Source organism: Pseudomonas sp. PDM32, assembly GCF_019219225.1.
GTDB lineage: Bacteria > Pseudomonadota > Gammaproteobacteria > Pseudomonadales > Pseudomonadaceae > Aquipseudomonas > Aquipseudomonas laurylsulfatiphila.
The window spans coordinates 128105-139977 of sequence record NZ_JAHUWE010000011.1 but is presented as its reverse complement, the minus strand read 5'-3'; the positions used below and the strand labels follow the sequence as shown (position 1 = coordinate 139977).

Annotated in this window: 9 protein-coding genes; 5 read left to right on the top strand and 4 right to left on the bottom strand. The window is 59.9% G+C overall.

The annotated features are described in order from the left end of the window. Window positions 1-10 precede the first annotated feature (10 nt). The 3 genes from KW846_RS21205 to KW846_RS21195 all read left to right on the top strand — a co-directional run bounded on the left by KW846_RS21205 (window position 11) and on the right by KW846_RS21195 (window position 3060). The gene (locus KW846_RS21205) at window positions 11-673 is read left to right on the top strand and encodes a response regulator (RefSeq protein WP_033048300.1); all 663 of its coding nucleotides are present in this window, start codon (window positions 11-13) and stop codon (window positions 671-673) included. Then, window positions 670-2037, top strand: a complete 1368-nt coding sequence (locus KW846_RS21200; protein ID WP_218484940.1) for a HAMP domain-containing sensor histidine kinase — start codon at window positions 670-672, stop codon at window positions 2035-2037. Before KW846_RS21205 ends, KW846_RS21200 begins: the two co-directional genes overlap by 4 nt. Window positions 2038-2358: 321 nt before the next feature. Continuing rightward, complete coding sequence (locus tag KW846_RS21195; protein WP_116579426.1) at window positions 2359-3060, top strand: response regulator transcription factor; 702 nt, start codon at window positions 2359-2361, stop codon at window positions 3058-3060. On the opposite strand, the gene KW846_RS21190 is transcribed toward KW846_RS21195, so the two are convergent. The 4 genes from KW846_RS21190 to KW846_RS21175 all read right to left on the bottom strand — a co-directional run bounded on the left by KW846_RS21190 (window position 3057) and on the right by KW846_RS21175 (window position 8909). Further along, on the bottom strand, window positions 3057-4544 hold the full coding sequence (locus KW846_RS21190) for a sensor histidine kinase (protein WP_218484937.1): 1488 nt from the start codon (window positions 4542-4544) through the stop codon (window positions 3057-3059). The genes KW846_RS21195 and KW846_RS21190 overlap by 4 nt on opposite strands. Before the next feature lie 358 nt (window positions 4545-4902). Then, complete coding sequence (locus tag KW846_RS21185; protein WP_218484935.1) at window positions 4903-6168, bottom strand: nitrate/nitrite transporter; 1266 nt, start codon at window positions 6166-6168, stop codon at window positions 4903-4905. 52 nt (window positions 6169-6220) lie between these two features. Continuing rightward, window positions 6221-7291, bottom strand: a complete 1071-nt coding sequence (locus tag KW846_RS21180) for a sugar phosphate isomerase/epimerase (RefSeq protein ID WP_218484934.1) — start codon at window positions 7289-7291, stop codon at window positions 6221-6223. Window positions 7292-7403: 112 nt separating this feature from the next. After that, the gene (locus KW846_RS21175) at window positions 7404-8909 is read right to left on the bottom strand and encodes a PLP-dependent aminotransferase family protein (protein ID WP_218484932.1); all 1506 of its coding nucleotides are present in this window, start codon (window positions 8907-8909) and stop codon (window positions 7404-7406) included. 328 nt (window positions 8910-9237) lie between these two features. Here KW846_RS21175 and KW846_RS21170 point away from each other — a divergent pair, with 328 nt between their 5' ends. Together KW846_RS21170 and potE are read left to right on the top strand one after the other, a co-directional pair. Continuing rightward, entirely contained in the window at window positions 9238-10110 is an 873-nt protein-coding gene (locus tag KW846_RS21170) for a DNA/RNA non-specific endonuclease (protein WP_218484930.1), read from the top strand. A 383-nt stretch (window positions 10111-10493) separates the two neighbouring features. Next, window positions 10494-11840, top strand: a complete 1347-nt coding sequence (gene potE, locus KW846_RS21165) for a putrescine-ornithine antiporter (RefSeq protein WP_218484928.1) — start codon at window positions 10494-10496, stop codon at window positions 11838-11840. Window positions 11841-11873 lie beyond the last annotated feature (33 nt).

Genomic DNA, 11873 nt, shown 5'->3' with positions numbered 1-11873 from the left:
AGGAGACCCTGTGCGTTTATTACTTGTAGAGGATGACATGGCGCTCGGCGAGGGCATTCATCAGGCCCTGCGCCGTGAAGGTTATACCGTCGACTGGTTGCAGGACGGCAACAGTGCCTTGCACTCGCTGCTCAGTGAAATCTTCGATCTGGCGGTGCTCGACCTTGGCCTGCCACGCATGGACGGTCTCGAAGTGCTCAGGCGCTTGCGTGACAGCGGCTCCAACCTGCCGGTGTTGATCCTGACGGCGCGCGATGCCACCGAAGACCGCATCGCCGGCCTGGATGCCGGCGCCGATGACTATCTGATCAAGCCTTTCGACCTGGCAGAATTGAAGGCGCGCCTGCGTGCGTTGCTTCGGCGCAGCGCCGGGCGCGGGCAATCGCTGATCGAGCACGCGGGTATCAGCCTGAACCCCGGCACCCAGCAAGTCAGCTACAAAGGCGAACCGGTGGCCCTGACACCCAAGGAATACCAGTTGCTCCACGAACTGCTCTCGCCACCGGGGCGGGTAATGACTCGCGATCATCTGATGCAGTTGCTGTACGGCTGGAGCGAGGAGGCCGAAAGCAACACGCTGGAAGTGCACATCCATCACCTGCGCAAGAAACTCTCCACCGACCTGATTCGCACCGTCCGCGGTATCGGTTATCTGGTGGAGGAGCGTCGATGACCTCGATCCGGCGTCGCACCCTGACCCTGATCATTGGCCTGATGCTCGCAGGTCTGACAGTGATCAGCGTGCTGAACCTGCACGACAGCAACCATGAAATTGCCGAAGTCTATGATGCCCAACTGGCCCAGAATGCTCGCCTGCTGCAAGGCGTCATGCGTATGCCCATGGTGAGCAAGGATCACGCAGATCTGTACAAGGCTTTCAACCAGGCCCTGAACGAGGCGACGCCCAGGGACGATGGGCATCCGTACGAAACGAAGATTGCGTTTCAGGTCTGGAATGCCAGGAATGAAGTGCTGGTACATACCGCCAGTTCTCCTTCCTTCAGCCAACCCCCGGTCACACCAGGCTTCAGTGATGTCATCGACCTGAACAACCGGCATTGGCGGGCCTTCCTGCTTGAAGACAAGCAGAACAAACTGCGGATCTGGGTGGGCGAACGGGACGATGTGCGAATGGACCTGGTGGACCGCATCGTACGCCACACCTTGTGGCCTAACATTCTGGGGAGCTTGATACTGGCCGCCATGCTCTGGCTGGCCATCGGTTGGGGATTGAAACCGCTGGTCAACATGGCTGCAACACTGCGGGCGAGGCATCCCGGTTCACTCGAACCCCTGCAATTGACTCCGCTGCCTACGGAGCTTGAGCCGATGCAGGCGGCCCTTAACCGTATGCTTGCGCAGATTCAGGAAGTCATGGGACGTGAGCGACGTTTTATCGCCGATGCCGCCCACGAAATGCGCACCCCCCTGGCCGTGCTCAGGGTGCATGCGCAGAACCTGATGGAAGCGGGGAGCGAAGGGGAGCGTCGTGCGTCGCTTGAGCACTTGATTGCCGGAGTGGACCGTACCAGCCGACTGGTTAATCAATTGCTCACGATGGCCCGTATCGAGCCTAAAGCAGGCGCGCAACCGCCTGTGCCCGTCGATCTGGCAGCCACGGTTCGCGACAGCCTTGTCCAATTGACGCCCTGGTTGTTGAGCAAGGACCTTGAACTGGTTTTCGATGTCAGCGACAACATCGGCCTTGTGAGGGTCGACCCTGCGGCCATCGACATTGCCTTGAACAACCTGGTCACCAACGCAGCGAACTTCTCCCCCCAGCACGGAGTGATCACGGTAAAACTGGTCGAAAAGAGCAAGGGCTACGAACTGTCTGTCGAAGATGAGGGGCCGGGTATCGATGAGCAGGACCGCGATCGGCTTTTCGAGCGTTTCTACAGTCGCGCAAATGATCAGGGGGCAGGGTTGGGGCTGACCATCGTCAAGGCCATTGCGGTTCGCCTGGGTGGACAGATCAAACTGGAGAATCGCATCGGTGGCGGGTTACGTGCCACGTTGGAAATTTGTTGCGTTTGACGTCGGGCCCGGTTTGCCGGGTGCCGTGGTCGCCTGTACCCAAGCGTTGCAGGGCGACTGCTGGTCGGATGGAAGACGGATCCGGGTTTTTATGAAGGTTTCTGTTTTTTTATGCTCAAATCCATTAAAAACAAAGTGTTGAAATAGAAATATAAAGTGCTTTGTAAGACTTTTTACTTGTTCAGGTTCTGATTGCACCCGACCTAAGTCGGATATCCGGACGACTGGAGCCCGGTACATACGATTGATGACCGGCGGCTTCACGGGTTCCCTGCTATTAATCAATGTGTATCCGAATGCTTATTCTTGCGGGAGCGTCTCATGAGTCCATTCATTCGCATCGGCATTGCCGACGATCACCCGATGTTGCGTGAAGGCGTGGCCAATACGTTGAGAAAACGGGCGGATCTTCAGGTCGTGGAGCAAGGTTCCAATGCGCAGGATGCCATGGATATTGCGCAGAAGGAGCGTCCGGACGTGATGTTGATGGACGTCAATATGCCGGGCGACGTGTTCGCCGCAGTGCGGTTCATTTCCACACAGCTGTCGGATGTGAGGGTGCTGATGCTGACGGTTTCGGAGTCCGAGGATGATGCCTTCCTGGCACTGGAGGCCGGCGCGCGCGGGTATGTGTTGAAAGGTGTCAGCGGGCCGGAACTGGTCCTGGCGATCAGGACGGTTGCCAAGGGTGAGTCGTATATCACCCCCGAGTTTGCCAACAAACTGCTGAGCAACATCAACAAGCACGAAGCGGAAACCCGCAAGTTCGATCTGACCCACCGCGAGGAGGAGGTCATTCGTGAAGTGTCCAAGGGGCTGACCAACAGGGAAGTGGCGGACAGGCTGTTGATCAGCGAAAAAACCGTCAAGCACCACATGGGCTGTGTGATGCAGAAGCTGAACGCGCGAAATCGAGTCGAAGCGGTCACGGCTCTGCGCCACTACCGGGAGCGCGAAGCTATCAGTCACCTTCACATCGGCGCGGCGAAAGCGCCAATGGATGCCGAAGCGGCGCCTGACTAGAGTTTGAACTGGGCATTGACCGACGTACCCGCGTCGCAGGAGTCGATGCTGAACAACCCGCCCAGGGATTCGACGCGATAACGCAAACCGGCGAGGCCCAATCGGGTCCTGCCGGATTTCTCGAGCTGCATCGCGTCCGCCGCCATGCCTGGACCACTGTCCCTGACGCTGATGTTCAATACCCCATCGATGTACTTCGCGAGGATGACCTGGCCCTCGCCGTTGGCGTGCCGGTAAGCGTTGTTGAGGGTTTCTTGCACAAACCGGTACAAACAGAGTTTGAGCGGCAATGGCGCGGCCTTCGGTAGCTGCCCCAGGGTCAATGTGACCTTGGTGCCAGTGCGTTGCTCGTGCCGTTGCGCCACCAGTTGCAACTCTTCCACCAGGCTCACGTCGTTGATTTCCGGAAGTGCCAGGCCGCGTGATAAATCGCGGACCTCACGCAATGCGTCGGTGGCGGCGGCACGGATGGTTTCCAGCGATTCCTGATCGACCTCCGTGCAGTTTTCGGCCAGGTCGTCGAGCCGGATCAGAATCAAGGTCAATAGCTGCGCGGGCCCATCGTGCAGGTCTGCGCCAATGCGCCTCAAGGTGAGCTCGTTGACTCGGGAAAACTCCTGGGTAGCCGTTGCCATCTTGTGCTGGAGTTCAGCATTGCTGATGTGCAAACGGGTTTGTTCGACCAGCCGCAAGTGCAGTGCCACCTGCTGTTGCTGGATAATCTTGTCGCCGCGTCGCACGATGAAGAAAAGCAGGGTCAGCATGGCCAGTGTCGCGGCGCCGACGACCCCCCACACCTCTTCCCGGACCCGATTGATCTCGCGCCTGAGGCTGTCGGCCTTTTCATAGAATTCGCCGACCGCGATGATTTTCCCGGAGCGCGAATCCCGCAGGGGCGCGTAGATTTCATAGAGCGGGACGTTGAGCTCGCGCTCGAACGCGTTCTCATCCTGGGTCAGTTCCTGAAGATCGGTGACCACTTTGCCCTTGAGTGCCTCGGTGATCTCATCCAGCGGGAATTGAACGTTGGTGATGTCTCTGTTCGTGCTGTAGACCACCGTGCCATCCGCTCGCCAGATCTTGATCGAGACAATGTGCTGTTTCAGCGAACGACTTTCCGTGAGGCGGTCCAGGGACTGGATACTTGCAGCCGATAATGTGTTGTCCTGGCTCAACTCCTGCACAAAGGGCTCCAGAAACGTATCCATGTACTGAGCGCCTGCTTCTGCTGCGCTATGTACCGCGGCACTTTCGATGCGCACGCTCACCAGATTGCCGACGAAAAACATGGTCAGCCCCAGGATCACCGCAGCGGCAATGACAAACTGGGTCGAGTGACTCAGCTTGCGCGCCCGGCCCCTGATCCATGTACGCCAGAGGCCATTGCGACTTACATCGCCATCAGGCGCTGCTTCGTCCTGCGCCTCGGCTTGCTGCGCGGCGAACGTCTGGTTTTCGGATTCCGCTTTTGCATTTTTTGCCATAGGTCCGGTTCCCTGATCATCGAGACAGGTCGGTTGCAAACCCGGCAGTTCAACGCCCATCTGGAGATTGACGCCAAGCCCATGACTGACAGTAGATCACTGCATGACGATCCGACAGTTTCACGGATGATCAGCCAGGCCGCACGGCGTTGCGTTGCAACACGTATAAAGCTGGCTTCTACAGTTTCAGCGTGGGCGTGGTCCCTTGTAGGAGCTGGCCTGCCAGCGATGGTCGTTAACGATAACGCGGGTTAACTGGATGAACGCGGCGCACTGGAGTCCATCGCCAGCAGGCTGGCTCCTACAGTTTCAGCGTGGGCACGATAACGCCTATGAACTGGGTAACCCCGGCCTATGTTCAGGCTTGCGCGGCGCTGAGCTCGCCAGTGACCGTGGCGTTCTTGCGCACCGTTTGATACAGCAGGCTCGATACCATGAACCCGACAATGGCCAGCAGGCTCATCAACGAGAAGACGTAGTTGTAGCCTTGTTGACCCGGGAAGTGGTCGAGTATCGCGCCATAGATGACGTAGGCAAACATGCCCGGCGCATAGCCGATCAGGCAACCAATGCCAAAGGCCGAGCCCGTGATGTGCTGGGGAATGCCGACTTCACCCATCGGTGCCCAGAACACACCGCGCATGGAAAATACAATCAACGCGAAGGAGAGGGTGGCCGCCATGCCTGCGTAGATGTAACCCGGGCTTTTCGGGATGAGCATGATGACGCCCATCAGCGGCAACAACGCCAGGAATGCCCACTTCAGATAACGGCTGGAACTCTTGAACTGCTTGTCGGCAATGAAGCCGCCAGCGGGGCCGCCGAGGATCTTGAGAAAGTACTGGTTGATGATCCCGTAAGCCCCCACCAGGGCCACGGGCAGTTCGTACATGTCCTTGAGGTAGGGAATGAAATAGGTCAGGCCGCAGTAGACGATGTAGACCATGAACACGTTGAGGCTGACCAGCCAGATGCCCGGCACCTTGATGGCCTCGAGCAGGTTCGACAGTCCGCTCTTCGACTTGACGGTCGACTGGGTCTTGCCGCTCTTGAGCAACAGCCAGGTCAGGGTACCGGCAAGAATGTCGATGACCGAGTAGAACAGAATCGCCGACTTCAAGCCGTTTTCACCGGAACCCATGGCGACGAAGACGCCCAGCGCAGAAAACGCGACCAGGGTATCAATGACGCCACGCCCGCCTTCGAGCAGGCCGAACAGGCGCCCCTGTTCCTTATCGTCACCCAGGTTGCGGATGGCCTTGAGCAGCGATGGCCAGAAGAGGCAGTCGGCACACACGGCCAGCAGGCAGAACACAACCAGCAGATTGCTGAACGGCGGAAAGGTCGCCAGGTAAAGCCCCAGCCCCCCGGTACCGATCAGGCCGAGGGGGATCAGCTTGCGTGTGTCGTACCGGTCGGCGAGCATGCCGCCCACCACGAACAGCGCCGTGGCGACGATGGCGTTGGCGCTCAGCAGCACGCCGATTTCAGTGTGGGACAGCCCCATGAATTCTTGCATGGGGATGTAGAAGGCGTCCTTGAGGCTCGCCAGCTTGTAGACGGTGCCGCCACCGAGGATGAGAATCAGGAATCTGAGCCATTTGGCCTTGTCATGGGATGTCATTATTGTTCTCCAGGCGTATTGGGGGTAGGTAGTGCCGCTCGGCACCTCAGGTTCAGGCGTCAGCGCAATGCGCCAGGGTCAACTCGGCCAGGGTTCGGAACTCGGCCAGCAGACCTCGTACATAGGCGACCTGGTTGTTTGCCCAGCGGTGTTCATCGGCCAGCATTCGCTCCAGCGAGAAGCCCTGCGGCAGCGCTGTCTCACTCATTTCCCGGTACGCAATGAACGGGTCGGCGGTTTCGTCGAGCTGGCGGAATGCCGGAGCCACGTAGTGGTTTTCCTGCTCGAGAATGAAGGCGATCACTTGCGGGGTCGATTCGCCGAGCATCAGCAGCTCGAACAGCATGCGTGCGTTGGGCAGGTCGTCTTCGTCACTGCCTTGCAGCACGCCGTAATGCCCGAAGCCGTTTTGCTCGGGCACGATGCGCACACCCTTGAGGTGGGTCTGGCGTATGTGCGGGGCCAGGGCGCGCAGTGCCGCAAGGGGCTGCTCGCAGGCATTGATCATGTTGCCGAAGTCGAACAGGGCGTGCAGGCGCGGGTGGTTCAGCCGGCTCAGCAGTTGCGCGATCTCGCCGCTCTTGAGTTCCTCGTGCTGCTCGAAGTCGAAGAACAGGTCGTGCGCGTCTGCCTGTTGCGCGAGGTAGTGCAGGTCGGACTCGATCACGTCCATGACCCGGGACAGCGCCCCTTCGTAGCGTGAGTAGACACGGATGTTGCGGGTGCCCAGCGCCTTGGCGATGGCGATCGCTTGATCGACATCTTTTTTCAGGGTGCTGCTGATTTCCAGATGCACGTCCAGCCCGAGGGCATTGGCCTTGGCCGCGAACGCCTGGAGCTGCGCGGCGGTCATTTGACTCAGGCTGTTTTCCTCACCGTCGAGCAGGTGCAGGCTCAGGCCCTGGAGTTCGTGGCGATAGGCGAAGTCCAGCAGGTCGGCAGGGGTGACACGGCCGTGGGTCAGGTTGGTCAGCAAGGGGTAGGCATGGGCAAACAGGCGCAGTTGCCCAAGTCGGTCGAGCAACTGGCGGGCCAGTGCCTCGGTCAGTAGGGGGGGAGCCTCGGCCTCGACAGCCTTATGGCTGAGCAATGCGTTGAATCGTTCCTGGATCTTATTGTTCATTCGAGTCGTTCCTGGTTCAGACACCGGGACTACCGGCGCAGCCTTTATCGCGCCAGTCAGGAACTCTCGATAGATCCATTATCAGTTAAATCATAAGACCACTTGCCCGGCGTCAGGTGGCCGGCTGCAGGTAGCCCATTGTGTCCAGGGCCTGGGCCAGCGCTTCGACCCGCGCCTGGGCCTGGTCCTCGGGGGTGCTGGCAAAGCCGATCAGCAGCGCCGGCGGCAGGACATGTTCGACGCAGTAGTCGCTCAGGGGATAGGTGTGAATGCCATGCTGGTCGAGCGCCCTGGCCAGGGCATCGTCATCCAGATGCGCGGGTAACCAGGCGATCATGTGCATGCCGGCTTCCACCGGAGTGACCCTGAAGAAAGTCCCCAGTTGTTTCTGCAACTGTTCGACCAGTGCCTGCTGGCGAGCCTGGTACAGGGCGCGCATCCGCCGAATATGGCCGAGGAAGTGGCCTTCGCGCATGAAGTCCGCCGTGACGGCTTGAAGCAGCGTGGGCGGGCTGCGATCCATCACCGCCCGCAGGGTGCAGAAAGGATCGACCAGGGCGTCGGGCAGTATCACGTACCCCAGTCGCAGCGAGGGGAAGAGCACCTTGCTGAAGGTCCCGGCGTAGATGACCCGGGCCCACTGGTCCATGGCATAGAGTGCCGGCAGGGGACGGCCGTTGTAGCGAAACTCACTGTCGCAATCGTCCTCGATGATCCAGCTTTGATTCTGGGCGGCCCAGTCGATGAGCTCCTGGCGTCGCCCATAACTCATGGTGACGCCCAGGGGATGCTGGCGAGAAGGCGTGGTAAACACCAGGCGGGCGTCAGGACACAACGCCAGGCCTTGCCGGACATCGATCCCCTGTTCGTCGATACGCAACGGCACGACCTGGCCACCCTGGGCCTGGAGCGCAATGCGCGCCGCGATATGCCCCGGATCTTCCATCCAGAAGCTGTCCTGTGGATTGAGCAACAGCATGCCCAGCAGGTTGAAGGCTTGCTGGGCGCCGGACACGATGACCACCTGCTCGGCACTGCAATCAATGCCGCGGGCATCGAAGACGTACTCGGCAATCGCCTCGCGCAGGGCCAGCAACCCCTGCAGTTCGCCATAGCCGAGCATGGCCTTGGTCGGCTTGTGCAGGTGGCGGTTCAACAGGCGCTTCCAGACCGATTGCGGGAACGCATCGTAAGCACTGTGACTGGGCAGGAATGACGTCGGGCTGTCCGTAGCCCAGCCGGCATAGGAAACGCCACGGAAATGATCGCTGCGCAACGACAGCATCGACTGGCTCAGGTCAGACAAGCGAGGCGGCTGGCGCGGCTGCTCGTCATCAATGCCGCGGCCTTCCCATTCATGGCCGACGTAAGTCCCGGCCCCGGTCCGCGACGTCAGGAAACCTTCGGCAATCAGTTGATCGAACGCATTGAGAATGCTGATTCGCGACAGTTCGAGCTCCTTGCTCAGGGTCCGCGTGGACGGCAGGCGCACGCCGCCCTGAAGCCTTCCACTGAGAATCTGTTTGCGAATCTGCAAGTAGAGTTGGCGGTACAAGGGGGTGGAACTGGCACGGTCCAGCTCGATACCCGACAACAGCAAACCTGCGGAGGATTTCATTATTCGTTCGTCTGGATGGAATGTGGTCTGGCCTGATCGCGGTCAAGCACCCGGGTGCGAAAGGGTAGCGAGGGGGGCTGGATAAGTCATCCACCCCAGCGTCACAATAACAGGGCCGGCGAGTGCGGCATTGCACTAACCGGTCTGGTCATGGTCCATAACCCCCGCACGACCCTCAGCGGTCGAACCGACCGGCCCCGCATCGGTAATTGATCAAGGACAGTGAAAGCATGCTCGCCGCCACATAATCAGCAACCCCCTCCACCCGGTTCCGTGAATCGGGACTCGCCGTACGTTTACCCCTTAATTCCTTTCGAAGATCTGACCCATGTACCTACGCAAAATTGCAGTTGGGCTGTCGGCCCTTGTTTTGCTCTCGCCCGGGGCGCAAGCCCGCAGTCTGCTGGACCTCCTCAAGCCACCCGCCGCGCAACACGAACAAGCGTCCCGCTCAGGCTCAATCAGCCAGAGCGCGGCCCTGGACCTTTACTCAAGCAAACAGAAACAGGCCTCGTTCGAAGGCTGTGCAGAGCTGTTCCCGGCAGCGAAACCGATCAACACCGCCACTGTGCCTGCCTCCATGAAACCCCTGGCATTGTGTTCCGACAATTTCGCGGTGCTGTACTCGCAAACCAGCAAGACCCCGCTGGTGGTGGTTGAACGCCTGAATGCGGCCCAGTTGCGGGACGCCAAAGGGGAGGAGCGCACCAACCAGTTCTACCCGGACCCACGCATTCCCAAGGGTGGGCGTGCAGAGTTGAGCGACTACCGCAGCCAGCATCCGGCCGTGGACCGTGGTCATCAATCCCCGGCAGCCGATGCACCGAACCCCAAGGCAATGGCCCAATCCTTTGCGCTGTCGAACATGGTGCCGCAAGACCCGACCAACAACCGCAAGATCTGGAGCAAGGTCGAGTCGGATGTCAGGAAGTTTGCCACGCGAGCCGATGGCAACGTGTTCGTCTTTACCGGCCCGCTCTTCGATCCAGGCCACTCGACCGTCGGCGACAACCAGGTCTGGGTGCCGACGCGCCTGTTCAAGCTGGTGTACGACGCCTCGTCCCAACGGGCCTGGGCCTACGTACTGCCCAACGCTGAAACCCGTATCCAGAAGCCGATGGACTACGACACTTTCGTGAAGAACACCGGGCTCAAATTGCTCGGGAACCTGCCCGTTACAGGATCCGCAGGGCGCACCTGACGGCTGGATGAGCAGCACCCCACAGGTTGAATGCCACCTGCGGGGTGCTGCATTCCCGAAAAAGGAGGGCGCCTGATCGTCATGAGCATGCCCAGGCGGTCCAGTAAAAAATCAGCAGGAAGTAACAGTTTGTAAATTTGAACTATACCCAATAGGGCAATCGCTCGTGGCCCCGGGACATGATGCCTCCCCAGATACTCGTCCCGGGAACTTCAACGTCGGACAGACCGAGAAATTCCGGTTATGAACGCTTTGAAAATCGCTGCCAGCAATGCGGTGCGTCTACAGGCTCAAGGCCTGATCAAGCATTAGCCCCAGTCCGGCCGCGTGCTGCACGTCGCCAGGCCCAGGTTCAAAACTCTGAACAAGGCAAGGAGTTTGCGATGGCTGATTCAAGCAAGAAAATGGGCCTGATGGGGCTCACGACGCTGGTAACGGTCAACATGATGGGCTCGGGCATCATCATGTTGCCCACCAACATGGCTCAACTGGGTGCCGTCTCGCTGCTGTCATGGATCTTCACGGCGATCGGCTCGATGGCCATCGCTTACTGCTTTGCCCAGTGCGGAGTCTTCTGTTCGCGTTCCGGCGGCTTGTCCGCCTACACCGAAGAAGCCCATGCGAAGTCGGGCTTTTTCCTCTGCTCCTATCTGTACTTCCTGTCCCTGGCCATCGCCAACGTGGCTGTGGCCATTTCGGCGGTGGGCTACATGACCGCCTTCGTGCCCTGGTTGGGCACGGGGGCCATTCCACTGTGCATCGGCACGATCTCGCTGATCTGGCTGACCACTTTCGCCAACTTCGGTGGTCCTGGCATCACTGGCAAGATAGGCGCTTTCACGGTGTGGGGCGTGATCATTCCGGTAGCCGGCCTGAGCATCATCGGCTGGTTCTGGTTCAAGCCCGATGTGCTGGCCGCCGCCTGGAACCCCAACAGCCTGCCGATTTCCGAAGCCATTAGCAAAGCCATTCCCCTGACCCTGTGGGCCTTCCTGGGCATGGAGTCGGCGGCCCAGGCCACCGATGCCGTGGAAAACCCCAAGCGCAATGTGCCACTGGCCTGCCTGTTCGGCACCCTCGGTGCCGCCGTGGTCTATGTGCTGTCGACCACCGTCATCCAGGGCATCATTCCCAACGCCGAACTGGCCAAGTCCTCGGCGCCCTTTGCGTTGGTCTACGCCACGATATTCAGCCCGATGGTGGGCAACATCGTCATGGCCCTGGCGGTCATGGCCTGCGTCGGCTCGCTGCTGGGTTGGCAATTCACCCTGGCGCAAACGGCGAAGATGACGGCTGACCAGAACCTGTTCCTCAAGTTGTTCAGCAAGGTCAACTCGATGAATGCGCCCGTCGTCGGCATGATCGTCTGCGGCGTGCTGCAAACCCTCATGGCCCTGTCGACCATCTCGCCCGACGCCGCCGCGCAGTTCAGCAAGCTGGTCAGCCTGGCGGCGGTCACCAACCTGATCCCCTATATCACTGCGCTGACCGGCCTGCTGGTGATCATGCACAAGGCCGGAGTCTCGTCAGCGATTCGCACGCGTAACGTGGTGGTCTTGCTGATTGCCGTCACGTACTCCCTGTACGCCCTCTATGCCTGCGGCAAGGACGCAGTGATGGGCGGCACCCTGGTACTCGCTGTCGGCTACCTGCTCTACGGATTCCTCGCCAAGCGCTTCACCGAAGTGCCAGTGACCAATCAGGCCAGGGCCGCAAACCCTCAGGCGTAGCCATCAGGACTGCACAGACATCTGCATACGGGG

What these genes read in the sequence shown, in the direction of transcription:
- KW846_RS21200 (WP_218484940.1), top strand. Translation starts at nt 670, where the DNA reads ATGACCTCGATCCGGCGTCGCACCCTGACCCTGATCATTGGCCTGATG.
- KW846_RS21195 (WP_116579426.1), top strand. Translation starts at nt 2,359, where the DNA reads ATGAGTCCATTCATTCGCATCGGCATTGCCGACGATCACCCGATGTTG.
- KW846_RS21190 (WP_218484937.1), bottom strand. Translation starts at nt 4,544, where the DNA reads ATGGCAAAAAATGCAAAAGCGGAATCCGAAAACCAGACGTTCGCCGCG.
- KW846_RS21185 (WP_218484935.1), bottom strand. Translation starts at nt 6,168, where the DNA reads ATGACATCCCATGACAAGGCCAAATGGCTCAGATTCCTGATTCTCATC.
- KW846_RS21180 (WP_218484934.1), bottom strand. Translation starts at nt 7,291, where the DNA reads ATGAACAATAAGATCCAGGAACGATTCAACGCATTGCTCAGCCATAAG.
- KW846_RS21175 (WP_218484932.1), bottom strand. Translation starts at nt 8,909, where the DNA reads ATGAAATCCTCCGCAGGTTTGCTGTTGTCGGGTATCGAGCTGGACCGT.
- KW846_RS21170 (WP_218484930.1), top strand. Translation starts at nt 9,238, where the DNA reads ATGTACCTACGCAAAATTGCAGTTGGGCTGTCGGCCCTTGTTTTGCTC.
- potE (WP_218484928.1), top strand. Translation starts at nt 10,494, where the DNA reads ATGGCTGATTCAAGCAAGAAAATGGGCCTGATGGGGCTCACGACGCTG.